Genomic DNA, 24,696 nt, shown 5'->3' on the forward strand with positions numbered 1-24,696 from the left:
AAAAAAGGGAAATGAAGGAATTTGTCGAATTTGTAAAGGAAGCGTTGGGCGCTTAGGACCATACTTCCGCTTGGAAAGCAGGTTAAGCAATATGGGGAAACGTTACCGCATCGGCGTGATTGCCACCCATATGGACGGAGAGTATTATGGAAGACTGCTGACCCACCTGCATAAGATTCTCAGGGAGAAAGAGTGTCAGCTGATCGCCATTCAAGCCGCGGACGACGATTCGGGGATCCGTGCTTTGGAACACGCCATAGCTATTGATATTATAGACGCATGGATTTTGATTTTGCCCAGTTCGAGACCGGCATTTGTGGATGAGCTTTTCGAGAGCGGCAAGCCGATCGTGTGTGTGGGCTTCCAGTCGCCGGACGACGAAGTCGGCTCGATACTGGTCGACAATCGGAACGGCATGAAGGACGCCGTTCTCCATTTGATCGACCATGGACATCGGCAAATCGCTTACGTGGGCCATATGGATGAATACGACTTGCGGCAAAGATTTGCCGGTTATTGCGATGCGCTGGAAGAGCGGGGCATCGTGCTTGATGACAGGCTCGTGATCTCCGCCCGAGATAACCTTCTGGAAGCCGGAGCGGAAGCGGCCCGCCGGTTGATCGAAAGCGGGGTTGCGTTCACCGCCGTTGCGGCGGGTACGGATTTCACCGCTTTCGGCGTCATCGATACGCTTCGCGAGCACGGCAGGATGACTCCGGACGACGTTGCGGTAGTCGGATTCGACGACACCTATGACGCAGACACGTTTGATCCGCCGCTCACCACGGTGCGGCAATCCCACGAAGCGCTGGCACAAGAAGCGTGCCGGATCCTGATCGACCGGCTGAGCGGCGGGCGGGAAAGTCCGCACCGGACCAGCTTCGTTCCCGTACAACTGATTGCCAGGCAGTCCTGTGGATGTAAGAAAGCGCTTGTCCTATCCTCAGAGGAGATGCTTTCGTTACGCCAAACTTTGTCCAATCTGCGTTCTACCCTGCAGCGGGTGACGATCAATAGCATCGAGATGACAGAAGGGTTGATCAAAGCTACCGAAGACACCAGCGTGCATATTTCCGACCTTTTCTGGAGTCAGTATCACTGGGGGTGCCTGGCGTTGTGGGAACCCGACGAGTTCGGGCGCAGGCAGCTGGTGGTTCGTCAAATCTTCAGCAGAAGAGGGGATCCGCTGCCTCCGATCGGACAAGCGTTCCCGTTAAAGCAGTTCCCTCCCGTGGATTTTTTGCCTCCGACCGCGGAATTCGGCGGCGAAGACATCGTCCTCTTGCATCCGGTGAAGACGGAGATGCACGACTGGGGCATTATGACGCTCGCCGGTCCTTACGACCCCGTGAACGAGTGGGTCGCGGACGATTTGTCTATGCAGAGCTTTACGATATTGGCCGTTACCTTGGAACGGGAAGCTTTGTTCAAACGCAACCGTGCCATGGCGGATAAGCTGGAAATCGTGTTGCGGACGACGAGCGACGGAATTTGGGAATGGGATCTCGAAAAAAACCGGATGGAGTGGAACATCGGGGCGAATAGCGTAATGAGCCGGGTGGCGGAGTCGCTCACGGATAACCCGCTTTCTTTGCTCACGCTCGTCCATCCGGCGGACGTCAAGAAGGTGGAGAAGGCGTTCGCCTTCCCGCTTCCCGAGGGCCGGCGAATCACGGTCGAATTCCGGATCCGCAGCCATGAAGAGCGCGATATTTGGGTGTTCGGAGCCGGCGAAGTGATTCGGGACTCGAGCGGCAGCCCGGTGAAGATTATCGGCTCGGTGGCGGACATTACGGAGAAAAAAGAGTCGGAAGCGAGAATCATCGAGCTTGCGTATCACGATGCGCTGACCGGTCTTCCGAATCGGGTGCTGTTCCAGGAGCGGTTGGAGAAAGCGCTGGAACGAGTACAGCGTAGACCGGGAAAGCTGGCGGTCTTCATGATCGACCTGGACCGCTTTAAGTTTGTGAACGACACGCTAGGCCATCAAGCCGGCGATAAGCTGCTGCAGCAGGTGGCGGACCGTTTGCGTGTAGTTGTTGCCGAGAAAGGAACGATCGCCAGGCTCGGAGGCGATGAATTTATCGTGCTTCTCCCTCGGCTTAATCGCGAAGAGGAGGCAACCGAGCTTGCAGCATCGCTTTTACGCAACCTGGATCGGCCGTTCGAGCTCGAAGGGCAGCAGATATACGTGGCCGCGAGCGTCGGAACAAGCTTGTACCCGGATCACGGAGCGGACTCGGATACTTTGATCCGTTACGCCGACTTGGCCATGTACCATGCCAAAGAAAACGGCGGTAACGGCTTGGAGCTTTACATGCCTTCACTCGGCTCCCGCAACGACGAGCGGTTTACGATGGAAACAGGGCTCAGGCGGGCGCTGGATCGCGGTGAGTTCAGCCTTTTGTTTCAGCCGCAGTTCCATCTGGCGACAGGCGAGCTATACGGAGCGGAAGCGCTTCTGCGCTGGGAAACGCCGGAGGGCCGGCAAATTCCGCCATGTGAGTTCATTCCGCTGGCCGAGGAGACCGGCCTCATTATTCCGATCGGCCAGTGGGTACTGGAACAGGCATGCCTGGCGTGCAAGCGGTGGTATGACAACGGGCATACTTCCTTGATCGTTTCGGTAAATATATCGGCGCTGCAGTTTCAATCCGATTTGTTCCCCGATGCGGTTCGCCAGGTGCTGCGGCAAACCGGAACCGATCCGACCCGCCTGTGCCTGGAGATCACCGAGTACACCGCGGTGCAGAACTTGGAACGAAGCATCCGGATACTCAAGGAATTGGCCGGCATAGGCGTGAAATTCGCCATTGACGATTTCGGTACGGGGCAATCCCAGCTCGTCCTGCTTCGGAAGTTTCCGGCTCATCACATTAAAATCGATACAACCTTTATCCGCGATATGATGGAACAACCTGACGATGAGGCGATCGTTCGGGCCGTCATCGGATTGTCGCACAGCTTGGGGTTGACGGTTACCGCCGAGGGCGTGGAGACGGAAGGTCAAATGCACAAGCTTCGGCAGATGAACTGCGACCGCATTCAAGGCTACTACACGGGCCGTCCGATGACTTCCTCGCAGTTCAAGGCTTGGACCAAACGGCTGAACCTCGCACCGCAATAACCGATTGTCCGCACTGGGGCAGGTATGCGGAGGAGCAGGGCTTCTATAAGTGAGCGCTGCTCCTCATTACCGCCGTTTAATCTTGCTCCACGCGAATGCTGCCGCTGTCGGCGCGGACTTTCACCACGTCGCCCGTTTGCCTTTTGGATTCCGGGGCATGAACCGTGCCGGAATCGGCCTGCACATCATACACGCCTGCGAATGAAGCCGGCATATGAACGTACACGCTGCCGGATTCCGCTTTAATATCCGTCGAAGACGTATCTTCCTTATAAAGCTTAATGCTGCCGGAATCGGCGGACAAGCGCGTGGGGCCGGTCACATTCTCCAGCTTGATGGAGCCCGAATCCGCGTGGATCTCGGCGTTGCCGTGAACACCGTTCGCGGTGATGCTGCCGGAATCCGCTCGAATATTGAGCCGGTCGGCCGTAAGATCGCGAATGGTTACGCTGCCGGAATCGATTTGGAGATCCGCTTTCCGAACTTGGGCGCCGTACACCGCCAGGCTGCCCGAGTCGGATTTGACCTGGAGCGTCTCCAAAAATGGCGAGCCGTCCGCCAATGCCACGACGATCTGCTGCTTCGCATCGGTGGACCCGAATCGGAGCCAGTCGAACCATCTCCACGATTGATTCCTTAAATCCAATTCCAACGTCCCCGACGACAGCGCGGCTTCCGACACCGCCTGGCGCATCTGCTTCGTTCCTTGACCCGTGATCGACACGGAGTTCGTACCGTCACTGCTTTTTACGAATCGAATCTCCGTTTCATAATCGCTTTTCGTTTGCAAATTCCGCAGTTCGCCGGATGCAAACGTCCATTTTTTGTCCAAGTTAGACATAGGCTCCTCCGTTGACCAGCGGTTTCCGGCCAGCACGGCCAATCCGATGATCACCAGTGCGATGCCTGCGACGGTTCTTAACTTTGCCATGTATTTCCTCCCCTTCTTAACTGTAGCTTACCGGAATGGCGAATTGCGGGAAACCGTCTGCGGGTCCTTCCACACCCGGACTTTGGTCGGGCTTACCACGCTGTACAAACAAAGACTACAAATCGTCACATTTTTGTGCTAAAATGTTCACAAAGAGCGTTTTCATCATGAAGAGGTGAGACCCTGTGCAAAATCGTGAAATGTCCCGTACGCTCAAATGGATCTCTGTCATTGTCGTCGCTTTGGGCGCCGTTTTCTGTATGTTGAATCTCGCGGAATTTAACGACCGGAATCTCGGCCTGATGATCGGGATCGGCTTTTTGGTCGGCGGCATTCAAATTTTGGTGTTCGGCGCGATTGCCCCGTTGATGCAGAAGCGGCAAGAAGAGAGCGCGGACAAAAGCATGGAACCAGCAAAAGAGTAGAAGAAGCCGATTGAAAGACTGCTTGCACCGGAAGCGCTCCGGCGGCGGGCAGTTTTTTATTTGGCCGGAAGGCCAAGGCGCGGTCGCATAATTTGCGTTCGAGTCACCTATCCTAATCTCGGGTAAAAAAGGGAGGTGCCGAACATGGCGGACAAAGTTTCCAAAGAAATGAAGGCCAAAGGGGAAGTCCAGACGACGGACCTGAACGTAATGCCGGCTCCGGAATTGGACCCAAGCGCGACGGAGCAAGTATACGGATCACACACGAACCTTGCCGAACACAGCTTGCTCAACAAAAAGGAGCAGTCCTGATTATTCGTCCCCCGGCCATCCGAACCGGGGGTATTTCGCAAATGGGCGGTGATGGAGTTGGCGGCATTTCAGGAGATCGAACGGCAGATCAAGGACGTGCTGTCGATGCTGAACGGCATGGATTTTGCGGATCGCCAGTCGGTTAGGAAACAAGTCGAGGACTGCTTAACCGGGGTGTTGGACTTCATGCAGCAGGGGGATCGCGTATCTCCCGCTGATTCGGAAGCGGTGAGGAACACACGGAGCCAAATCGCGGAATGCCGTCAGCGCGTCCATCAATGCCTGCCGGTATTGGAGCAGCTTCGTACGGAATGGGCGGACCGGTACCGCAACGCCATAGGCGACGAAAAAAACGAGTTCGAGAAGCTCTCGGACGTGATGCAGCAGCAAAAATCCTCCGAGGCGTACCGATGGAAGAATAACTTCGCAGATGTGCAGAAAGCGGTGGATCAGCTGGCGAAGGTGAACGGGGGCTTGATGGACCTTAGCAGCGAAGTGGAACGCGAGCATGCCGAGACGCTTCCGCCGCCGCCGGATCCCGGCCCTATGGACCGGAAGGACCGCGATCCCGACATGTCATCCAATAGGTCTTAACTCTTTTTCATGGGAGGTATGGAGATGGACACGACGGTCAAAACGCTGATGGACTGGCTGCAAGGCCAAACGAACAGCTCGCTCTTTATTCAGAAAAAAGAGGATGAAGATTTGGATCAAGTGCGCCTGCAGCTCCGTGAAGTCGGCTATCGCCCGGATTACCGGTCGATCGACGGGTATACCGACGGAACCGCCCTGGTGCTTCACGGGAACGGGTCCATTCGGACAGGTCATGTGGAGGAGCCGCTGCCCCAAGACAGCTACGTTATTCCGCTGTCCGGCTTGGCGATCTCCAAAGCCGCCGATAACGGCGTCATCATGCAAACCGACAGAGCCCACTACTCTTTATCTGTGGACAACGATAATCGGCGGTAAGCCGATTCTACATAAGTAAATAACGCGCAGAAAACGGATTCTCCTTTCCTTCCGGGAAGGGGAATCCGTTTTTGTTTGGCCGCTCAGATTCAACTATCGACGAAACGGTGAACAAAGTATAGCGAAAATGAGAACGTTCATTGACGCCTTTGTTAACAAGGGTCTAACGAATCAAGTTTTCTGCTATCTTGGAGGTCAGAGGAGATGAGAAGATGAACCTTACCCGAGGAATGCGCCGTTTGGCGGCTTTGTCGTCGTTGATCGGAATGACGGTGCTGCTGTCTGGCTGTATGGACAAATTTTACGTGTTGGACCCTAAAGGCCCGGTCGGCCGGCATCAGCTCGATCTGATCATCATTTCGACGCTGCTCTGTCTGGTGGTCATCGTCCCGGTCCTGATCTTAACCTTCGTTTTTGCTTGGAAATACCGCAATCGCAAAGACAGCAAAGCGGCTTACCAGCCGGAATGGGAGCACAGCACGAAGCTTGAAATGACGTGGTGGGGCATACCGATCCTGATCATTATCATCCTCGCGGTGATAACGGCCTCCTATACGTATAAGTTGGAGCCTTCCAAGCCGTTGGAGCATCCGGCCAAGCCGATTACGATCCAGGTGACTTCGCTGGACTGGAAATGGTTTTTCATTTATCCGGAGCAAGGAATCGCCACGGTCAACTACATTCAGTTTCCCGCGGACGTCCCGGTCAAGTTCGAGCTGACCTCGGACGCGCCGATGAACTCGTTCTGGATTCCGCAGCTCGGCGGACAAATTTACACGATGTCCGGTATGGCCATGAACCTGAACCTGATCGCGGATAAACCCGGCACCTACTTCGGCACCGCAGCCAATTTCAGCGGCAAAGATTTCGGCAAAATGACGTTCGACGCCATAGCGACCACACAGGCTGAATTCGACAAATGGGTGCAGACCGTCAAGCAATCGGCGCCTCCGCTAACGCAGGACGGCTACGACAAGCTGGCGGAGCCGGGCACGATGGGGACGCAGGATTACTCTTCGGTTCCTGAAGGGTTGTTTGAGAAGATCGTGACCAAATACACCGGTCCTAACGGACATCAACATGTGCACAAAGTGGAAGAGAACCTTCCCGTCAACCAAGACGGGGGCGGCGAAGCTCCCGAAAGCAGCGCACATCATCACCACTAACGGGAAGGAGGTTACCGCATGCTGGACCAAATCAAAGAGTTTGCGTCGGGGTTCTTCGTAACCGGCGACCCGCTTATCTATGGTGCCGACGTAGCGATCGCGATGACGATGATCGCCGTCGTCTCCGTGCTCACCTACTTCAAAAAATGGACCTGGCTATGGCGCGAATGGCTGACCACGGTCGACCATAAGAGAATCGGCATCATGTATGTGATCGCATCACTTCTTATGCTTTTCCGCGGCGGCGTCGATGCGCTGCTCATGCGCCTGCAGCTCGCGGTTCCCAATAACGACTTTTTGACGCCCGAACACTATAACGCCATTTTTACGACACACGGGGTCATCATGATCCTGTTCATGGCCATGCCGCTGATGTTTGGTTTGTTCAACCTCGTCGTCCCGCTTCAGATTGGGGCACGCGACGTGGCGTTTCCGTTCCTGAACTCGCTCAGCTTCTGGCTGTTTTTCTTCGGCGCCATGCTGTTCAACGTGTCGTTCGTCATCGGCGGCTCGCCGGATGCCGGCTGGCTGTCCTATCCGCCTCTATCAGGCAAAGCGTTCAGCCCCGGCGTAGGTCAGGACTTTTATATCTGGGGCATCCAGATCTCCGGTATCGGAAGTCTTGCCACAGGCATCAACTTCGTCGTTACCATTCTCAAAATGCGCGCACCCGGCATGAAGCTGTTCAAAATGCCGATGTTCACCTGGTCGGTGCTGTCCAGCTCGCTCACCATTTTGCTGGCGTTCCCGATTCTCACCGTGACGATTGCGCTGCTGTTCATCGACCGCTACTTCGGGGCGCACTTCTTCACCCTCGACGGCGGCGGCAATCCGATGATGTATATCAACCTGATCTGGATGTGGGGACACCCCGAAGTCTATATCGTCGTTCTTCCGGCGTTCGGGATTTTCTCGGAGATCGTCGCCACGTTCTCCCGTAAAAGATTGTTCGGTTACGCGTCGATGGTGTTCGCGCTCATGAGCATCGCCGTGTTCTCGTTCACGACCTGGGCTCACCACTTCTTCACGATGGGCTCGGGGGCGGACGTCAACGCGTTCTTCGCCATCACGACAATGGCGATCGCCATTCCGACGGGCGTCAAGGTGTTCAACTGGCTGTTTACGATGTACCGCGGGCGGATCTCGTTCCCGACCCCGATGATGTGGACGATGGGCTTCATCCCCTGCTTCATCGTCGGGGGGATGACCGGCGTGATGCTGTCCGTAGCGCCTGCCGACTTTCAGTTCCACAACAGCTACTTCCTGATCGCGCACTTCCACCAAGTGCTGATCGGAGGCGTGGCGTTCGGATACTTCGCCGGCCTTTATTACTGGTGGCCGAAAGTATTCGGATTCAAGCTGAACGAGAAAATCGGAAAATGGGCTTTCTGGCTTTGGAACATCGGGTTCTACGTCTGCTTCATGCCGCAGTATGCACTCGGTCTGATGGGCATGACTCGCCGGATGAGCACCTACGGATGGGACCGCGGTTGGTGGGAGCTCAACCTGACTTCCACGATCGGCGGCTTCCTGATGGGAATCGGCTTCCTATTCCAGGTGTGGCAAATCCTTCACAGCATCAAGTTCATGGAGAAGGATACGACAGGAGATCCTTGGGACGCTCGAACCTTGGAATGGTCGATTCCTTCGCCTGCGCCTCATTACAACTTCGCCACGATCCCAGTCGTTGATTCGAAGGACGCATGGTGGGAAGAAAAGCAGCGCTTGGTCCAGGGAGAAGCTCCGAAGCCGAAGCCGCCGCTGGAGCCAATTCACATGCCCAAAAACTCAGGCATTCCGTTCATCATGGGCTTCTGCTGGTTTGTTGCCGGCTTCGGGCTCGTGTTCGACTGGCTGTGGATGGCCATTCCGGGTCTGCTCGGGGTTGCGGGCTGCATGCTGGCTCACTCGTTTAACTACAATACGGATTACTATATTCCGGTGGATGAAATCAAAGCGACGGAAGCCGCGGCAAGGAGGTCTGTCTGATGGCACATATGGGCGCACACGCGCACTCGCACGATGAGCATCATGACCTGGAAAGCATGCGGCTGATGGGCTTCTGGATTTTCCTCATCACCGACTGCATTCTGTTCGGCACGCTCTTCGCCACTTATATCGTATTACACGGTAATACCGCCGGCGGTCCGACGGCATCCGAGCTCTTCGAAATGCCGGGTGTCATCGCCGAAACGTTCATTCTGCTTACGAGTTCGTTCACCAGCGGTCTGGCGGTACTGTCGATGAACCAAGGCAACCGCAAAGGGCTGATCGGCTGGCTGGTGGTCACGGCGCTTCTGGGCGCATCGTTTATCGCGCTCGAGCTGACGGAATTCGTAAAATTGGTGCATGAAGGCGCCACGATCAGCACAAGCGGATTTTTGTCCGGGTTCTACGTGCTGGTCGGCACGCACGGTTTGCACGTTTCGCTGGGCCTCGTCTGGATGACCGCGCTGATGATCCAGCTCGGCCGCCGCGGCATCACGAACGTAACCCGCCGGAAAGTCAACGTCATCAGCCTGTACTGGCACTTTTTGGACGTCGTGTGGATTTTCGTGTTCACGATCGTCTATCTGATGGGGGTGATGTGAGATGGCGCAGCATTCCGCTCATGATTCGCACGGCGGGCACGATCAAGGCGCTCACGGCTCGCTGAAGTCCTATTTGACCGGCTTTGTTTTGTCGCTCGTGCTCACCGTCATTCCGCTGCTGGTCGTGCTGAACGACTGGCTGGAGGGCACACCCGCAATGGTCGTGCTGCTTGGCTCCGCCGTCCTGCAGTTCGTCGTTCAGCTGCTCTTCTTCATGCATCTGCGCGAAGAGGGCAAGCCGCGCTACAACCTGATGACGCTGCTGCTCGGGATCTTCATTCTCGTCTTGATCGTGGGCGGTTCGATCTGGATTATGACCTACAACCAGGTCGCCCACTAACCGCTTATAGCACGAAAGCCGCTTCCCGGTATGGGAAGCGGCTTTCTTTGTTTAAGGCTGGTGAACCGCGTGTAAGGCAATAAAGTTGCTTTGGAGCAGCGCGGACCGCTGGATTGGCGCGTGTAAGGCAAAAAAGTTGCTTTACAGCAGCACGGACGGGTGGTTTGGCGCGTGTAAGGCAAGAAAATTACTTTACAGCAGCATGGACCGGTGTCAGCAAGTACCTCAACTCTCCCCTTCATACCAGGGATTCAGGTGCACCAGCACTTCCACCACAGAGGGATCCGCGTCCATGATGGATTGTTTAATTTTACGGGTGATGTCATGCCCTTGCTGAATGGTGTAGGAGCCGGGGATACCGACCCTCACGTCAACCGTCACATAATGTCCGTGCTCGCGCGCGCGAATGCGGTCCACGCGTTTGATGTCCGACACCTCGCGAATCAAGGACTCAAATTCGGTCAGTTTGTCGGCAGCTACGTTTTTCTCCATCAGAATATCAACGGCTTCGCGCGCCATCCCGTAAGCAAGCTTCAACACCAGCAGAGCGACGATAATGCCGGCGACGGGGTCGCCATAAGCGGCCCAATCCCAGCCCATACGCTCCCCGAGCACGCCCAAGCCGATGCCGAGCACGGCCGCAGCGGATGCATACACGTCGGCGAGGTGGTCGTACGCGGTGGCCAGCACGCTTTTGCTACGGTTGCGCCGCCCGATGCCGATCGTATAGACGTACAAAATCTGCTTCCAAATAAGAGACAAAGCCGCGGCTCCGAGCGCAAGCCAGCTTTCTCCGCCATGCGGCGGTTCCAGCAAGGCTCCGATGGAGTGCACGCCGACCCAGAAAGCAGCCAATACCAGAATGATCGCCACCAACGCGGAGGCGACGACTTCGGCTTTGCCATGGCCGTAAGGATGATCTTCATCGGCCGGTTTCTTCGACACCATGGAGGAAGACAGCGCGGCAACCGTGGCGATGATGTCGCCCGCGTTGTGCACGCCGTCCGCCACAAGCACGGGACTCGCGAACAGCAGACCGACCACCAATTTCAACACGGTAAGAAGAACGTTGCTGATTAAACTGATCCAAATCGCCGTCAAGCTTTGATTATGCCTATCCGCCACAATGATAACTCCCTCAAATAAAGTTTGCCGAGTGCAAAAAATAAATCAAGCCTCCGACCCTAGGGTCAAAGGCTTGTATCGTTTTTATGCATGGATTCCGCCGTACCGTTCATGATGCGCATCCGCCCTCTCCGACGGGAGTCTTCGTTGTAACTTCCCCATTTTATCATAGTGAAGCTGTTGAAGAAACCGGACATGGATACAATGGACGAACGCACAAAAAATTAATGTTCGGATTTAGACGTCAAAATGAGGGGTATTAAAATTCACTTCTGTGTTATTTATCGCATAATACGAATATTGTCGGCTCCTGTACCTTGACTTGTACGCGAAATTACTTTAGACTACGGTATGGAAGCGCGATAGCGTGACCAGGATAGTCCATCGTATAACTCCGTTAATAAGGGACGGAGGTATCTACCAGGAACCGCAAATTCCTGACTACGAAGGATGTGGCTTGACCACACCCTTCGATAGTCGGGATTTTTTTGTGTGATTCAGAAAGTATGAGAAATCAGCATTCTTTTCTGAATCACCTCGACATAAACGTTCATTCGCCATCCCAAAAGAAGGCGTCAGCCGTTTATGCTTGGGTCGAAGCGGATCCAAATCCATTTTTGGAGGCGACATCATTGGCAACTTCAACTTACGACGTCATCGTGGTCGGCGCGGGCCCGGCCGGCATCTTCACTTGTTATGAGCTGACGCGGCTAGCGCCTCATCTTAAGGTGCTGCTGGTCGACAAAGGTCATGATATCCATCACCGGCATTGTCCTATTCTTGAAAATAAAATTGAACTGTGCCCGCCGCCGGCCGGTAAAAAAGAGTTTGCCGGCTGTCTGCCTGCCTGCTCCATTACCGCGGGCTTCGGCGGGGCCGGGGCTTATAGCGACGGCAAGTTCAACATTACAACCGAGTTCGGGGGATGGCTGACGGATTATTTGGCGCCTTCGCAGGTTCTGGGTCTTATCCGGTATGTAGATGAAATCAACCTCGAGCATGGCGCCACTCCGCAAGTGACCGATCCGACCACCGACGTGGTGCGCCAGATCGAGCATCGCGCTTACGCGGCAGGACTGAAGCTGCTGAGGGCGCAGGTGCGGCATTTGGGCACCGAGCAGAACCTGGAGATTATGAAATCCATTTATTCGTATTTGCAAAGCCGCATCGACATGCGCTTCAAAACGGAAGTGGCGGACCTGATCACCGTGAAGGAAGATGGAAAGCACAGCGTGCGGGGCATCGTGCTGAAGAACGGCGAAGAGCTCTCGGCAGAGCGCGTCGTGGTCGCTCCGGGAAGAGACGGATCGGCTTGGCTCGCCGAGGTGCTCAAGAAGCGCCGTTTGCGCATGGCGAACAATCAGGTGGATGTCGGCGTGCGGGTGGAAACCTCGGATGTGGTCATGAGGGAAATTAATCAGCATTTATATGAGGGCAAGTTCGTCTTTAACACCTCGGTCGGCACGCGGGTCCGCACTTTTTGCAGCAATCCGTCCGGTCACGTCGTGGTCGAAAATCACAGCGGCGTCATGGCGGCTAATGGCCATGCATACAAGGATCCCGCACTGGGATCGAACAACACCAACTTCGCACTGCTCGTATCGCACAAGTTCACGGAACCGTTCGACAAACCGAATGAGTATGCGCGCGAGATTTGCAAAAGGGCGAACGATTTGTCCGGAGGCGGTGTCATCGTGCAGAAATATGGGGACATTTTACGCGGACGCCGCTCGACGGAGGGAAGGATCAAGGAAGGCTTTATCGAGCCGACACTGAAAGAAGCTGTCGCGGGCGATCTGGGGCTGGTGCTTCCGTATAACACGATGAAAAGCTTGATCGAAATGGTCGATGCGCTGGACAAGGTCACGCCAGGCATCGCTTCCGAGCATACGTTGTTCTACGGGGTCGAGGCGAAGTTTTATTCCGCACGCCCTAAGTTGAGCGAGAAGCTCGAGACGGAAATCGCCGGCCTCTACTGCGGCGGTGACGGCGCCGGCGTGACACGCGGTCTGGCGCAAGCCGGCGCCGCGGGCGTTTGGATCGCACGTGCCATTACAGGTAATAATTAATTGTTAGCTAAAAATTGCCTAAAACCCGTACTCCCTTGTTGAATTTGTAGTAGAATGACGCTTGTTACATTTTCACACATCGAAGGGAGACATACATTGCAGTGAAAAAACTTGTTGCTTTACTTGCCGTATTAACGGTAGTACTTGCCGGGTGCGGCGAAGCGAATATCTCCAAAGCGGATTCTTCTACGTCGGCTAAGTCCTCGGCACAAGCTTCGCCCGCGGCCGCCAAAGAAACCGAATCTGCAAGCCCGAAAGCGGAAGAAACGAACAAACTTGGCGACTCCGTGAACTTCGACGACCTGGTCGTTACCGTGGCAGGCGTACGGGAGTCGAAAAGCCAATTGATGAAGCCGAAGGAAGGAAACAAGATCCTTCTGGTGGACATCACCGCAGAAAATAAAGGCAACAAAGAAATTAACGTTTCCTCCATGCTTCAAACTAAAATGGCGGACGACCAAGGTTACCAATACAACCTCACCATCGTCGACGACCAGAAAGGCAACTTCGACGGTGCCGTAGCGGCCGGCAGAAAGCTGCGCGGGGAAGTGGCATTCGAAGTGCCGAAAGATGCGGCTTCGCTCGAATTCATTTTCAGCGATCCGTTCGAATCCGGTCAAGCGATCTGGAAAGTGAAATAAACTGCAAAAAAGCGACCTTGCCGAGCGGCAGGTCGCTTTTTTGCAGTTTAGGCGTCCGAAGATTGCTGCGTGATTTGGCGGAACGCCGCCATGAATTGGGACACCGGATACGCACCGGACAACGCATTCTTGTCGTCGATGATGAAGAACGGCACACCCGTGATGCCCAGCGCCTTCGCAGCCTCGATATCATGCTCGACTTCGGCAATACCGCCGCCCGCCTCAAGTTTTTGTCTCAACTCGGCGGTATCGAATCCGAGGCTGTTCGCCACTTCCAGCAACGTATCGATTTCACCGATGTTACGCCCATGTTCAAAATGCGCGTCCATCACCGCATTGACCCACTTATCTTGAAGGTCTGCCGGAAGCAGCGCGGTAATCCGGTGCGCGAGCAGCGTGTTGGGCGAAGTGGCTACTCGGTCAAAGCGGAAGGTGAGACCGATTTCCGCGCCTGCGTCGGTTACCCGCTGCAGCATCGGACCGAAACGTTCGGCGCCGCCCATTTTGGCCGCCATGCTCTCATGGAACGGCTTGCCTTCCGGCGGAAGGGTCGGATCGAGCTGATACGCCCGATAGGTTACGGGAACTTGGCCGCCCGTTTGCTCTTCCCATTGCGCCAGTGCGTCGCTCATGTTCTTTTTGCCGATGCGGCACCAGGGACATACCATATCGGAATACACTTCGATTTTCATACGATCACCTCTCCGGTTATACGTTCGGCTCATTGATTCAGTATAATGGAAAAAGGTTTGAGTTTCACGAAAGAAGGGATTCTCATGAAAATGTCGATCGACTCCACGGTGGAGCTCTTAAACGGGGTGGCGATGCCGCGTCTCGGGCTCGGGGTTTGGCGCACCCAGGAAGGGGAGGAAGTGGAGCGGGCGGTCGGAGCCGCACTCCAAGCCGGTTATCGCAGCATCGATACCGCATCCATGTATGGAAATGAAGCGGGTGTCGGACGAGCGGTCCGGGATTCCGGCGTACCGCGCGAGCAGGTTTTCGTCACGACCAAGGTGTGGAACGACCAGCAAGGGTACGACAACACGCTGCGCGCCTTCGAACAAAGTGCTGCCAACCTGGGGCTGGGTCACGTAGACCTGTACTTGATTCACTGGCCGGTGAAGGGCAAGTACAAGGATACATACCGCGCGCTGGAGGAACTTTACGAACAAGGCCGTGTCCGCGCCATCGGGGTGAGCAATTTCCTGGAGCATCACCTTGAGGATTTGATGGGCGCTTGCCGGATTAAGCCGATGGTGAATCAGGTGGAAATGCATCCGCTTCTCACCCGTAAGAAGCTGCTCATGTTTTGCCGGAAGGAAGGGATCCAGTTGGAATCCTGGCGTCCGCTCATGCAGGGCAATCTGGATTTGCCTTTGTTGCAGGAACTTTCACGCAAATACGGCAAAACACCCGCCCAAATCGTCATTCGCTGGCACCTCCAGCTCGGCGTCGTCACGATTCCGAAATCGGTCACCGAATCCCGGATTCGCGAAAATGCCGGCGTCTTCGATTTCGAGCTCGAGCCGGAGGACATGAACCGCATCGATGAATTGAACGAAAACCGCAGATTCGGCGCGGACCCGGACAATTTCGACTTCTAACCGGGATAAAAGGGAACAACGCACGACAACCTACGGGTAATCGATCTGTTGACAGCACGATCTGTAATTGATATGATTACAGTATCCGAAGGGGAGGCGGCGCCGATGAACAGTGAATTTGTGATTGCCGTTCACAGTCTCGTTTTACTGGCGTATCGACCTGACGGAATGGCGACAAGCGAAGAAATCGCCGCGAACGTGTGCACCAATCCGGTGCGGGTGCGCAAGGTGATGAGCTGTCTGCGCAAATGCGGCTTTGTCGACACGCGGGAAGGCGCGGGCGGCGGATACAAGCTGTGCAGGCGGCCGGAGGAAGTCACGCTTGCGGACATTTACCGGGCGCTGGCTGCCGGTTCTCTGGCTCCGAGCTGGTGCAGCGGCAACCCGGAGATGAACTGCGTCGTCGGATCGAATATGGGCGAAGTCATGAACGCTGTGTTTTGCGGTGCGGATCGCCAGCTTGAAATGTATTTCGAGCAGATCACGATCGGCCAGATGCTGTCCCGGGTGAAGGCCAAACAAGAAGCTTGAGGCACGGATGGAACGGGTATATTACAGATGCCCGATCATCATAGGCGATTTATCTTTTCGATCTTACTCGAATAAGGAGTGATGTGACATGGCAGTAGCAGTCACGAAAGAGAACTTTAACGAAACGGTCTCCCAAGGCGTATCCCTTCTCGACTTCTGGGCTCCTTGGTGCGGACCTTGCAAAATGCAGCTTCCAATCGTGGAAGAGCTGGCCGAAGAACTGAAAGGCCAAGCCACCATCGCGAAAGTAAACGTTGACGAAGAGCCTGAGCTCGCCAGCCAGTTCGGCGTCATGAGCATTCCGACGCTGATCCTGTTCAAGGACGGCCAACCGATCGACAAAATGGTGGGTCTGCAAAGCAAAGCCGCTCTGCAATCCAAAATCCAAGGCCAAATGTAAGACGAAATCACGTATTCGCACTGAAGCCGCCGGTCCTTCGACCGGCGGCTTCTTTATGCGTGCAGCAGAACGTCCTTTACGTATTGGCCGATCGTTCGAACCGGTCAATTTGCTCGTTGGTGCCGATGATCACCATTACGTCGCCTTCGTGCAGAACCTCTTCCGCGGAAGGTGCGACGATCGTCTCCTTTTCCCGGTTGATCGCCACGATCGTGCATCCGTATTTCGCCCGGGTGTCCAGCTCCTTCAACGAATGCCGGGCGAGCTTGCCGGTCGCGGATATCTCGGCAATCGCATATTCGTCGGACAGCTCAATAAAATCGAGCAGATTCGGCGACACCAGTTGGTTCGCGACGCGCACCCCCATATCCCGCTCGGGGTAGATGACCCGGTCGACGCCGATTCTTTGCAGTACTTTCCCGTGAAGCGCCGACAAGGCCTTCACTACCACCCTGTTCACGCCAAGGTCTTTCAGCAGAATGGACGTCAGTATACTCGCCTGAATGTCATCTCCGATCGCGACCACTACACAGTCCATATTACGGATCCCGATGGCCCGCAGCGCCTCTTCGTCGGTCGTGTCCGCTACAAGGGTATGCGTCAGACATGCGCTCATTTCGTCGGCGACGTTCGCGTTTTTGTCCACCCCCAGCACCTCATGACCGAGGGCCACCAGCTCTTTGGCCAGACTTGAGCCGAATCTTCCCAGACCGATAACCGCATATTGGGTGTTCTTCATAACGTCTAAGATCATCTCCATGTTCTGAAAATGCGGCGCCGACATGTTCCTTGGAAAAACGGGGAACCGTATCCCTTGAAAGAGGTGATCCGATTGTTCGGCGATTTGCTCAAACTGTCCCGTTGGTCGCCCCCGCGTTTTCTGGTTACCGGATTCGCGCTTATTATTTTGCTTGGCGGACTGTTATTATCCCTGCCATTTGCAACGTCGGAAGGCACGGGTCTTCGTTACCTCGACGCCGTGTTTACGGCGACATCAGCCACTTGCGTGACCGGTCTGGTGGTGGTCGATACCGGCCGGTTTTACTCCGTCCAAGGACAAATCATCATCATGCTGCTCATTCAGGTCGGCGGAATCGGCTTTATGACGATGGCCACGCTGATCGCGCTGGTGCTCAAAAAACGCATTTCTTTGCGTGAACGCATCATTTTGCAGGAAGCGATGAATCAGCACGACATGGAGGGGATCGTCCGGCTCATCCGCCGGGTGTTCCTGTATTCCGTCACGATCGAGGCGGCGGCGGCCGTCTTGTTCACCCTCCGATGGGCAGCCGACATGCCGCTCGGCAAAGCCGCATACTTCGGCGTCTTCCACGCGATCTCATTTTTCAACAATGCAGGCTTCGACTTGTTCGGGGAATACCGGAGCTTGACGCCATACGTGGACGATCCGCTGGTGAACATCGTCTCGATGGCCCTTATCATTTTGGGGGGCATTGGATTTGTGGTCATGGCGGAGCTGCTCGATTACCGGAAAAAACGCAGGTTGTCCTTACACACGAAGGTCGTTCTGTCCGTCACCGCCACTCTGATCGTTTTGGGAGCAGCCGTCATTTTTATTTTGGAATATACGAATACATTGGCTCCGCTGACATGGCGGGGTAAAATTCTCGCCTCGTTGTTCCAATCCGTGACACCGAGAACAGCGGGCGCCAACACGGTCGACATCGGGGCGCTGCGACAGGCCACCCAGTTCTTCATCATCCTGCTCATGTTTATCGGGGCCGGACCGGGCTCCACGGCAGGCGGAATCAAGGTCACCACCCTGGCCACACTTGTGGCGGGCGTGCATACGATGATCCGAGGCAAGGAGGATATCGTCATCTACGAGCACCGTCTCGCGAAAGACCGCATCCTTAAGGCGTTGACGATTACGATGCTGGCAATCGGCGTTGTCATCATCGTGACGATGATCGTGTCGACGACGGACCAGGACAAACCGTTCATCCGCATCCTGTTCGAAACGGTGTCGGCCTTCGGTACGGTCGGGATCTCGACGGGCATTACGCCTCACTTGAGCGATATTGCGAGGATCATGCTGGCGCTCACGATGTTTACCGGCCGTCTGGGGCCGCTTACGCTCGCTTACGCGCTGGGAGGGCAGACGGAGAAACAGCTGTTCCGCCATCCGGAAGGAAAACTCATCATCGGATAGGAAGAGGAAAAGGCTCCCGCGCAAGGGAACCTTTCTTTTTGGCATCGCTTATATGGTCCACTGACCGTGCACGATCGCGCACAGCTTCCAGTCATTCCCTGCCGGACGGAAAACGAGCACGAGACTTTCCCAGTCCATTCCGTCTTTGCTCTTGTCGAACCCGGGAAAATGAAACTCCGCATACGATGCGTCAGGGTAAACTTCGAGCCCGTTAAATTTCGTGTTTCCGGTGCCGAGCAGCTTGTTGACGCTAATATTCGGCGCGCCGGCATAGTCCTGGTCGTAGACGAATTTCTCGAAATAATCGCGGAACGTCAGCTCGATCGGCGATCCGCTTCCATCATAAACTCCCCATGCCAACTTGCCGGTATCCTTGAAGGTCGGCAGTTCTCCTGGCTTGAACACGCGGCCGCCCTTGACGTCGATGTGCGGATAAGGGGAAAACCGCAGCCCTTTCGACGGATCAATGACGCCGGCGAGCTGCTCTAGATCCCGATCGCGCAGCATGCCGACAACGTCTTTGGCTGTCTGTTTCAGTTTGGCGTCGAGACCGGCTTCCTGGGATGGCGTGCCGGATACCGGCTCCACCGCCGCGCCGTTCGTTTGCGGATCCACGCCGCCTGTTCCACCGGTTCCTGTGCCCGATACCTCGGTAGATCCGGGCGATACGGGGACATCCCCGGCACCGCTTTTGGCGGTCGACGCTCCGCACCCTGACAATAGAAGCGCCAGCAGCGCTGCGAGCAGCAGCAGCGGGTACACTCTGCGCATTCTTTCATTCCCCCTAGTTGTTCAACAAATTCGGTATTGGGTTAGACGCAAAAAACCGCCGGATGTTCCGCGGCAAATATTATATAATTCGGATAATAAGGCCAATTTGCGGGGAGGGACCGGAATGACAGGGAAAAAACCGGGCTTCGGCAGGCAGCTGGCGGAACTTCACCGATGGAACGCTTGGATCACGTTGTTTCTGGCTGTCAGCGGGTTGCTGCTTTCCTGGGCGGCCATCCGCGGGTGGTTAGGAGAAGGGCGCGTGTGGCTCAAACAGCTGCATATCGCGGTGGGCGTCGTGTTCGGCATTTTGATCGTGCTCTACGCTCCCCTTATGAGACGGCATCTTAAGCAACTGAAAGAGAGGACGCGGCAAAAAGGAAATTTGGCATTCGTGCTGATGTTGCTGGTCGGATGGCTTCTTTCGGGCATCGTGCTATGGCAGCTCCGGCATTTTCCTCCACGCTGGGCGAACGCAGCTTTGCTGGTACACGACTTGTTGACGTATATCGGTCTTCCTTACCTCGTCTATCATTCCGTCACCCGCCTGCGGTGGATGAAGCAGCCCGGGCGCAGGGCAATCCGCGAGCATGCCGCGGAAACGCGGAATCCTGCGGCAGATCCTCCGCCTTACCCGGCGTCGCCGTCACCCTGGATGGACCGGAGGCAGTTTCTCAAACGGTCGCTCGGCGTTGCGCTCACCGTGACCGCAGTTCCGCCGTTTTTTCGTTGGCTGGCGCGTCAGGCGAGTTTGGGCCCTATCTCGGGAACCGTTACGCCCGGAGAAAATCCGAATCGCATGATTCCCGCTCCTCAGCCGCTGCCGGATTCGGTCAACGTGATCGGAGGCGGGGCGCAGGGCTCGTTTCAAGTGTATACTGTCACCCGGCTGCCGACGTTCGATTCGGGCACGTGGAGGTTCATTCTGGACGGATTGGTGGAGAAGCCGGCGGAGTGGACTTGGGAGCAGTTTCTCGGCATACCGCGCGTTGTGCAGGTCAGTGATTTTCACTGTGTCACCGGATGGTCGGTGTACCGCAACACTTGGGAAGGCATCCCGCTCTCTTACCTGCTGAAGCAGGCGGGCGTAAGACCGAAAGCCAAGTTCGTCAAATTCTACTCCGGGGACGGGGTTTATACCGACGCGCTTTCGCTGGAACAGGCGAATATGGACGGGGTGATGGTCGCTGTACTGCATGACGGCCAACCGATCCATCGGGATTATGGAGGGCCGGTCCGGCTCATCGTGCCGAAAATGTATGCCTATAAATCCGTGAAATGGCTGGACCGCATCGAGCTGATCGACGGGGAACATATCGGCTACTGGGAAGACCGCGGCTACGATAAGGATGCGTGGCTGAGAGGCCAGGGGGTATAAGGGTGTAACTTTTTTGTCCTTCTTTCCGTTTGATAGAACAGAGAGAAAATCAGACCTAACAGCTCTTTCCAACTGAAATAACCCCTTTCGAGACGGGGCGGAGGCAGGATCATGGACAAGTTTCATTGCTGCGCGACGCCGATGCAAAGTGACCGCTATGTTGCTTGCTCTCCCGGAATGGGTATGTTACCGTAGAGAGGCTGTTTGACGGGCCGGATCATGAGCGCTGGGAGTGTCTGTCTCCGCGGTCTTGATGCCGGCCCGACCCGTTATACATAATCGACCGCAAGGAGGCCTGGCTGCATGAAAGCCTATTTTGTTGCCGGCACGCATCGGATCCGCCGGCTATCGGCGGCTGCGCTCGCGCTTGCCGCGGCCATTATTCTCGCGTCTTGCTCGAATTCCGCGAAACCGCAAGAGACGGCATCGTCTGCCCCGCCGCCTTCACCGTCCAAGGCGGAGCTGACGGCTGCCGACTTGCTCGATCAGGCCGAAGCGGCTGCGCAGCAAATGAAGAAATATGCTTTCGAGCTGGAGCTCATCCAGCATTTGAGCGGCGAAGGCGAAGAAGGCAACTCCAGCGTGAACGTCAATATGAAAGGCCGCGCGGAGCTGGGTCCCTTGAAGCTGGACCAGACAATCAAAAGCGATATCGACGGAGAAGAATCGTCCATCCGATCGATTCTTGTGCCGGAAGCCTATTATATGTATGATCCGGAATTCGAAGAGTGGAGCAAGCTGTCCGCCTCCCAAACCTCCGACATCATGAAGACGTTGTCCGATTTGCAGGTCAATCCCGCCCAATCCATTCTGGATATCCGGGCGCTGGGCGCCGGTTTGCAGGCCAAGCCTCAAGGGGACACCTTCACCATCCGCTACGACGGTGCAGGTGTTGAGGCAAGAACATTTCTCGACAAAATTCTCGAAAGCACGCTCGATCTGTCCGGCATGGATCCCAAAGTTCGGAACAGCATCAAGCTGGACTCCATGCAGGTCGAACTGTTGCTCGATGCGGCCCGCAAATGGCCGATTTCATATCGCATCGATTCGGTCATGAGCGTGGAATATGTAAAGGGCAAGCCGTCCACGCTCGAACAGAGCATTTCCGGCAGCTACAGCCAACATAACGCTTCGGAGGGGATTGTCGTGCCCGAGGAAGCGAAGAACGCGCCGGAGCTTGATCCGGCTCCTATGGATTGATCACCGGCCGTCGTCTTCGGGTTGTCCCGGAGCGGCGGCTTCGACATTTTCCGCGTTGGGAGGACGGTAAAGCGAGGTTTACTTGGTTCGCTGGAATCTTGTGGAAAGTGAGTGATTGAGCTAAAATGGAAGCGCTTGCCATCTGAAAAGGGGGGAGTTCATGGACAGCTTTTTGAAAGGAATATTGGACAAGCTGCCGCCTTGGTTCTACAGCTTGGCCGCCGTGCTGTTCCTTGTGGTGCTCATCATCTTTTTCGGCATGACCTTATTCGGCGCTTCCAGGATTACACGGTCGATGAATAGCATCATGAGCCGCGACCGGCGGATCGAACACTTGAATGACCGGCTGCATGAAGCGGTTCAGCGAGCGGAGAGGCAGGACAATGTCGCGTCACAGCTGGCCACCGCATGCGGGAATTTGAGCCCTTTGCTGCATCAATTAAACGGCCTTCGATCGAGCTTAAACCTACTGAACCGCATGAACGAGGTCGAGTCGCTGGCCCAGCGATGTCTGGATACGCTGTCTTCGGACATCAAGGTGAGTGCCGGCGGGCGGCACCGGTGTGCCCTGTGGATCCAGCAGGACGAAACGCTTCTGCTCGTTTTCGCCAGCTCGGGTTTTCCGAAAACCCATCCCGGGAGCCGCCGTCTCCACATTCACCGTTCCATCGCCGGGAGGTGCCTGCGCAAAAGGCAGCTGATTCATGTGGATGATGTCACGGAAGACGATGATTGGGAGCCGAATCACGACTCGAAATCTCCTTATCGGTCACTCATTTGCGTACCGGTCAGCACATGGGTCGTCTTGACCGTGGACGGAATCCAGCCCATGAGCCGAGAAGTGGAGCTGTTATGTGAGCTGTACGGCGTCCTTTTTGAGGGCATTTTCCAGGAACACGTCAACATCGTTCAACAGATGACCGACGACGAAGCAGCCGTCAGTGGTGCTTGACACCAAATTGTGGTAGAATCTTACCCGGAAAGGGAGTGGAACCGTGATTCATCTTCAAGAGGTTCCTTTCGTCCGGGTGGTCGCGGAGGCCGCGCAGGAACAGAGGATCATGTCTCCAGGCAGTTGCGACGGTGTCAAACAATGGATCAAACGGATCGAGCGGAGAAATCTCATGCAGGCGAATGAGCAGGTGATCCGGCAGGCCAGCGAAGTCTTGATCCGCAGGTTGAACCGTTCGGCTCCAGTCATCGGCAAATAAAGCGTGGTTATGTTACGGCTTCGTCTTCCGTGCGGAAGGCGAGGCCGTTTTTGCGCGATCTACAGGTCGGTGTTGGCCGTTCATGCTTGAGTGGACGTTCCCCGCCGCTTCCGTTATAATGTGCTGAGAATTGAGAAGGAGTGGTTAAAAAGATGCCACTGTCGTGTGGAATCGTCGGGCTGCCCAATGTAGGCAAATCGACGTTGTTTAACGCTATCACCCAAGCGGGCGCGGAGTCCGCGAATTATCCGTTTTGTACGATCGACCCCAATGTAGGTGTGGTGGAAGTGCCGGACGAACGGCTTCAGAAGCTGGCCGAAATCGTGCAGCCGAACCGGATCGTGCCGACGGCTTTCGAATTTGTGGACATCGCCGGTCTGGTGAAAGGCGCGAGCCGCGGGGAAGGTCTCGGCAACAAGTTTCTCGCGAACATTCGCGAAGTGGATGCCATTGTGCATGTCGTGCGCTGTTTCGTTGACGAGAATATTACCCACGTTTCGGGCAAGGTGGACCCGATTCATGACATCGAGGTCATTAACCTCGAATTGATTTTGGCGGACATGGATTCGGTGGAGCGCCGTATGGATCGCACGCGCAAAAACATGAAAGGCGGCGACAAGAAGTACACGCAGGAGCTTGAAGTGCTCGAGCGCATCAATGCCGCCCTGCTGGCAGAGAAGCCGGCGCGGAGCGTCGAGCTGACGGACGAAGAGAAGCTGCTCGTGCGCGATCTGCATTTGCTGACGATCAAGCCGGTGTTGTACGCGGCTAACGTGAGCGAAAGCGAAGCCGCCGATGCGGAAGGCAACGAGTACGTGAAGCGTGTACGCGAGTTCGCAGTGGCCGAAGGTTCGGAAGTGGTGCCGATCAGCGCGAAGGTGGAGAGCGAAATCGCGGAGCTCGAGGGCGAGGACAAGGCCATGTTCCTGGAAGAGCTCGGGCTGGAGGAGTCCGGCCTGGATCGCTTGATCCGCGCGGCGTACAAGCTGCTCGGACTGTACACGTATTTCACCGCCGGCGTTCAGGAAGTGCGCGCCTGGACGATTCGCAAAGGAATGAAAGCACCTCAGGCGGCCGGAGTCATCCATACCGATTTCGAGCGGGGCTTCATTCGCGCGGAGGTTGTATCGTATCAGGACCTCGTAGGTTCGGGATCCATGAACGCCGCGCGCGAGAAAGGCTTGCTGCGGTTGGAAGGCAAAGAATACGTCGTCGCCGACGGCGATGTTATGCACTTCCGGTTTAACGTGTGAGTGGTAATCGTGAGGGCGGCCTTCGGGCCGCTTTTTTTGTCGCGATCCAGCCTACCGGCACGCCAGTAATACTGCCGCACAGTGTTATTCGCCTTCCTCCCCCTCGCAGACTTATCGGTGCAACCTTTTGGAGACAATTGCGTCTTTACCATTGGAAAAAACAGGACAAATTTTCCATTAAGGAGTCATCTTTTCTAATATAGATTGACCGGACTCTGAGCGAAGGGGAGAACACCATGCAGTATTTGATTCTTGCGCTGCTACTCATTGCCGTCGTGCTTCTGTTGAACATCAATGCAAAATTGCCGAGACGCGATTACGTCGAAGAAGAAGTGAACAAGGCGCTGAGGCGGGACGCCGAACGCAGGAGCCGGGAATCTTGAAGGGCTGTCTGCAGCGGGCGAAAACCCCCTGCGGCTAGCCCTTTTGCATGGCGGCGAGACAAACTCATTACCGCAAGACCGGAAATCCAGCCCGTC

26 protein-coding genes and 1 riboswitch are annotated in these 24,696 nt (G+C 55.7%); of the genes, 21 read left to right on the plus strand and 5 right to left on the minus strand.

Going from position 1 to position 24,696, the window contains the following annotated elements; genetic code table 11:
* The first annotated feature begins 91 nt into the window (after window positions 1–91).
* A complete protein-coding gene (locus E5161_RS11620; protein WP_136777980.1) occupies window positions 92–3,127 on the plus strand; it encodes an EAL domain-containing protein in 3,036 nt (1,011 codons plus the stop codon).
* Between the two features lie 76 nt (window positions 3,128–3,203).
* Here E5161_RS11620 and E5161_RS11625 read toward each other — a convergent pair whose 3' ends face one another.
* Window positions 3,204–4,058, minus strand: coding sequence for a DUF4097 family beta strand repeat-containing protein (locus tag E5161_RS11625; protein ID WP_136777981.1), 855 nt, complete (start codon window positions 4,056–4,058; stop codon window positions 3,204–3,206).
* Between the two features lie 185 nt (window positions 4,059–4,243).
* Here E5161_RS11625 and E5161_RS11630 point away from each other — a divergent pair, with 185 nt between their 5' ends.
* The 8 genes from E5161_RS11630 (at window position 4,244) to cyoD (ending at window position 9,861) form a co-directional block, all read left to right on the plus strand.
* Window positions 4,244–4,483, plus strand: a complete 240-nt coding sequence (locus E5161_RS11630; RefSeq protein WP_136777982.1) for a hypothetical protein — start codon at window positions 4,244–4,246, stop codon at window positions 4,481–4,483.
* Between the two features lie 144 nt (window positions 4,484–4,627).
* Entirely contained in the window at window positions 4,628–4,795 is a 168-nt protein-coding gene (locus E5161_RS20785; RefSeq protein WP_169306671.1) for a hypothetical protein, read from the plus strand.
* Window positions 4,796–4,852: 57 nt separating this feature from the next.
* Window positions 4,853–5,389: a hypothetical protein gene (locus tag E5161_RS11635; RefSeq protein ID WP_136777983.1), complete on the plus strand. Its 537-nt coding sequence runs from the start codon at window positions 4,853–4,855 to the stop codon at window positions 5,387–5,389.
* A gap of 24 nt (window positions 5,390–5,413) precedes the next feature.
* Window positions 5,414–5,764: a protein YmzB gene (ymzB, locus tag E5161_RS11640; RefSeq protein WP_136777984.1), complete on the plus strand. Its 351-nt coding sequence runs from the start codon at window positions 5,414–5,416 to the stop codon at window positions 5,762–5,764.
* A 212-nt stretch (window positions 5,765–5,976) separates the two neighbouring features.
* Window positions 5,977–6,930 (plus strand): ubiquinol oxidase subunit II, encoded by a 954-nt coding sequence (cyoA, locus tag E5161_RS11645; RefSeq protein ID WP_136777985.1) that lies wholly within the window; start codon window positions 5,977–5,979, stop codon window positions 6,928–6,930.
* 18 nt (window positions 6,931–6,948) lie between these two features.
* Window positions 6,949–8,919, plus strand: a complete 1,971-nt coding sequence (locus E5161_RS11650; protein ID WP_136777986.1) for a cbb3-type cytochrome c oxidase subunit I — start codon at window positions 6,949–6,951, stop codon at window positions 8,917–8,919.
* Window positions 8,919–9,521: a cytochrome o ubiquinol oxidase subunit III gene (gene cyoC, locus E5161_RS11655; RefSeq protein ID WP_136777987.1), complete on the plus strand. Its 603-nt coding sequence runs from the start codon at window positions 8,919–8,921 to the stop codon at window positions 9,519–9,521. Before E5161_RS11650 ends, cyoC begins: the two co-directional genes overlap by 1 nt.
* A gap of 1 nt (window position 9,522) precedes the next feature.
* The gene (gene cyoD / locus E5161_RS11660) at window positions 9,523–9,861 is read left to right on the plus strand and encodes a cytochrome o ubiquinol oxidase subunit IV (protein ID WP_136777988.1); all 339 of its coding nucleotides are present in this window, start codon (window positions 9,523–9,525) and stop codon (window positions 9,859–9,861) included.
* A gap of 225 nt (window positions 9,862–10,086) precedes the next feature.
* On the opposite strand, the gene E5161_RS11665 is transcribed toward cyoD, so the two are convergent.
* Window positions 10,087–10,986, minus strand: coding sequence for a cation diffusion facilitator family transporter (locus tag E5161_RS11665; protein WP_136777989.1), 900 nt, complete (start codon window positions 10,984–10,986; stop codon window positions 10,087–10,089).
* 364 nt (window positions 10,987–11,350) lie between these two features.
* Window positions 11,351–11,450: riboswitch (purine riboswitch) on the plus strand.
* Between the two features lie 168 nt (window positions 11,451–11,618).
* Between E5161_RS11665 and E5161_RS11670 the strand changes: the two genes are divergently transcribed.
* Both E5161_RS11670 and E5161_RS11675 read left to right on the plus strand, forming a co-directional pair.
* Complete coding sequence (locus tag E5161_RS11670; RefSeq protein WP_136777990.1) at window positions 11,619–13,055, plus strand: NAD(P)/FAD-dependent oxidoreductase; 1,437 nt, start codon at window positions 11,619–11,621, stop codon at window positions 13,053–13,055.
* A gap of 101 nt (window positions 13,056–13,156) precedes the next feature.
* The gene (locus E5161_RS11675) at window positions 13,157–13,696 is read left to right on the plus strand and encodes a DUF4352 domain-containing protein (RefSeq protein WP_169306672.1); all 540 of its coding nucleotides are present in this window, start codon (window positions 13,157–13,159) and stop codon (window positions 13,694–13,696) included.
* Between the two features lie 47 nt (window positions 13,697–13,743).
* On the opposite strand, the gene E5161_RS11680 is transcribed toward E5161_RS11675, so the two are convergent.
* On the minus strand, window positions 13,744–14,388 hold the full coding sequence (locus tag E5161_RS11680) for a DsbA family oxidoreductase (protein WP_136777992.1): 645 nt from the start codon (window positions 14,386–14,388) through the stop codon (window positions 13,744–13,746).
* Between the two features lie 84 nt (window positions 14,389–14,472).
* Here E5161_RS11680 and E5161_RS11685 point away from each other — a divergent pair, with 84 nt between their 5' ends.
* From E5161_RS11685 to trxA, 3 genes are all read left to right on the plus strand, one after another.
* Window positions 14,473–15,300 (plus strand): aldo/keto reductase, encoded by an 828-nt coding sequence (locus E5161_RS11685; RefSeq protein ID WP_136777993.1) that lies wholly within the window; start codon window positions 14,473–14,475, stop codon window positions 15,298–15,300.
* Window positions 15,301–15,405: 105 nt separating this feature from the next.
* On the plus strand, window positions 15,406–15,831 hold the full coding sequence (locus E5161_RS11690) for an RrF2 family transcriptional regulator (RefSeq protein WP_136777994.1): 426 nt from the start codon (window positions 15,406–15,408) through the stop codon (window positions 15,829–15,831).
* 88 nt (window positions 15,832–15,919) lie between these two features.
* On the plus strand, window positions 15,920–16,231 hold the full coding sequence (gene trxA / locus E5161_RS11695; protein WP_136777995.1) for a thioredoxin: 312 nt from the start codon (window positions 15,920–15,922) through the stop codon (window positions 16,229–16,231).
* A 76-nt stretch (window positions 16,232–16,307) separates the two neighbouring features.
* On the opposite strand, the gene E5161_RS11700 is transcribed toward trxA, so the two are convergent.
* Window positions 16,308–16,970: a potassium channel family protein gene (locus E5161_RS11700; protein WP_136777996.1), complete on the minus strand. Its 663-nt coding sequence runs from the start codon at window positions 16,968–16,970 to the stop codon at window positions 16,308–16,310.
* 75 nt (window positions 16,971–17,045) lie between these two features.
* Here E5161_RS11700 and E5161_RS11705 point away from each other — a divergent pair, with 75 nt between their 5' ends.
* Complete coding sequence (locus E5161_RS11705) at window positions 17,046–18,404, plus strand: TrkH family potassium uptake protein (protein ID WP_425456509.1); 1,359 nt, start codon at window positions 17,046–17,048, stop codon at window positions 18,402–18,404.
* Between the two features lie 48 nt (window positions 18,405–18,452).
* Here the strand turns inward: E5161_RS11705 and E5161_RS11710 are convergent, their stop codons facing one another.
* Complete coding sequence (locus E5161_RS11710; RefSeq protein WP_136777998.1) at window positions 18,453–19,175, minus strand: hypothetical protein; 723 nt, start codon at window positions 19,173–19,175, stop codon at window positions 18,453–18,455.
* A gap of 124 nt (window positions 19,176–19,299) precedes the next feature.
* On the opposite strand from E5161_RS11710, the gene E5161_RS11715 reads away from it, so the two are divergent.
* From E5161_RS11715 to E5161_RS20790, 6 genes are all read left to right on the plus strand, one after another.
* Entirely contained in the window at window positions 19,300–20,553 is a 1,254-nt protein-coding gene (locus E5161_RS11715) for a molybdopterin-dependent oxidoreductase (RefSeq protein WP_136777999.1), read from the plus strand.
* A 303-nt stretch (window positions 20,554–20,856) separates the two neighbouring features.
* The gene (locus E5161_RS11720; protein WP_136778000.1) at window positions 20,857–21,753 is read left to right on the plus strand and encodes a DUF6612 family protein; all 897 of its coding nucleotides are present in this window, start codon (window positions 20,857–20,859) and stop codon (window positions 21,751–21,753) included.
* A gap of 160 nt (window positions 21,754–21,913) precedes the next feature.
* A complete protein-coding gene (locus E5161_RS11725; RefSeq protein WP_136778001.1) occupies window positions 21,914–22,705 on the plus strand; it encodes a GAF domain-containing protein in 792 nt (263 codons plus the stop codon).
* Window positions 22,706–22,748: 43 nt separating this feature from the next.
* Window positions 22,749–22,964, plus strand: a complete 216-nt coding sequence (locus E5161_RS11730; protein ID WP_136778002.1) for a hypothetical protein — start codon at window positions 22,749–22,751, stop codon at window positions 22,962–22,964.
* A gap of 152 nt (window positions 22,965–23,116) precedes the next feature.
* Complete coding sequence (gene ychF, locus E5161_RS11735; protein ID WP_136778003.1) at window positions 23,117–24,217, plus strand: redox-regulated ATPase YchF; 1,101 nt, start codon at window positions 23,117–23,119, stop codon at window positions 24,215–24,217.
* Between the two features lie 236 nt (window positions 24,218–24,453).
* Complete coding sequence (locus E5161_RS20790) at window positions 24,454–24,600, plus strand: hypothetical protein (RefSeq protein ID WP_169306673.1); 147 nt, start codon at window positions 24,454–24,456, stop codon at window positions 24,598–24,600.
* Window positions 24,601–24,696 lie beyond the last annotated feature (96 nt).

The organism is Cohnella pontilimi, assembly GCF_005049045.1.
Lineage (GTDB): Bacteria > Bacillota > Bacilli > Paenibacillales > Paenibacillaceae > Cohnella > Cohnella pontilimi.

Coding starts and splice junctions, on each gene's coding strand:
- E5161_RS11720 (WP_136778000.1), top strand. CDS start 20,857: ATGAAAGCCTATTTTGTTGCCGGCACGCATCGGATCCGCCGGCTATCG.
- E5161_RS11680 (WP_136777992.1), bottom strand. CDS start 14,388: ATGAAAATCGAAGTGTATTCCGATATGGTATGTCCCTGGTGCCGCATC.
- E5161_RS11625 (WP_136777981.1), bottom strand. CDS start 4,058: ATGGCAAAGTTAAGAACCGTCGCAGGCATCGCACTGGTGATCATCGGA.
- ymzB (WP_136777984.1), top strand. CDS start 5,414: ATGGACACGACGGTCAAAACGCTGATGGACTGGCTGCAAGGCCAAACG.
- E5161_RS20790 (WP_169306673.1), top strand. CDS start 24,454: ATGCAGTATTTGATTCTTGCGCTGCTACTCATTGCCGTCGTGCTTCTG.
- E5161_RS11715 (WP_136777999.1), top strand. CDS start 19,300: ATGACAGGGAAAAAACCGGGCTTCGGCAGGCAGCTGGCGGAACTTCAC.
- E5161_RS11710 (WP_136777998.1), bottom strand. CDS start 19,175: ATGCGCAGAGTGTACCCGCTGCTGCTGCTCGCAGCGCTGCTGGCGCTT.
- cyoC (WP_136777987.1), top strand. CDS start 8,919: ATGGCACATATGGGCGCACACGCGCACTCGCACGATGAGCATCATGAC.
- E5161_RS11725 (WP_136778001.1), top strand. CDS start 21,914: ATGGACAGCTTTTTGAAAGGAATATTGGACAAGCTGCCGCCTTGGTTC.
- E5161_RS11700 (WP_136777996.1), bottom strand. CDS start 16,970: ATGAAGAACACCCAATATGCGGTTATCGGTCTGGGAAGATTCGGCTCA.
- cyoA (WP_136777985.1), top strand. CDS start 5,977: ATGAACCTTACCCGAGGAATGCGCCGTTTGGCGGCTTTGTCGTCGTTG.
- E5161_RS20785 (WP_169306671.1), top strand. CDS start 4,628: ATGGCGGACAAAGTTTCCAAAGAAATGAAGGCCAAAGGGGAAGTCCAG.
- E5161_RS11685 (WP_136777993.1), top strand. CDS start 14,473: ATGAAAATGTCGATCGACTCCACGGTGGAGCTCTTAAACGGGGTGGCG.
- E5161_RS11650 (WP_136777986.1), top strand. CDS start 6,949: ATGCTGGACCAAATCAAAGAGTTTGCGTCGGGGTTCTTCGTAACCGGC.
- ychF (WP_136778003.1), top strand. CDS start 23,117: ATGCCACTGTCGTGTGGAATCGTCGGGCTGCCCAATGTAGGCAAATCG.
- trxA (WP_136777995.1), top strand. CDS start 15,920: ATGGCAGTAGCAGTCACGAAAGAGAACTTTAACGAAACGGTCTCCCAA.
- cyoD (WP_136777988.1), top strand. CDS start 9,523: ATGGCGCAGCATTCCGCTCATGATTCGCACGGCGGGCACGATCAAGGC.
- E5161_RS11620 (WP_136777980.1), top strand. CDS start 92: ATGGGGAAACGTTACCGCATCGGCGTGATTGCCACCCATATGGACGGA.
- E5161_RS11690 (WP_136777994.1), top strand. CDS start 15,406: ATGAACAGTGAATTTGTGATTGCCGTTCACAGTCTCGTTTTACTGGCG.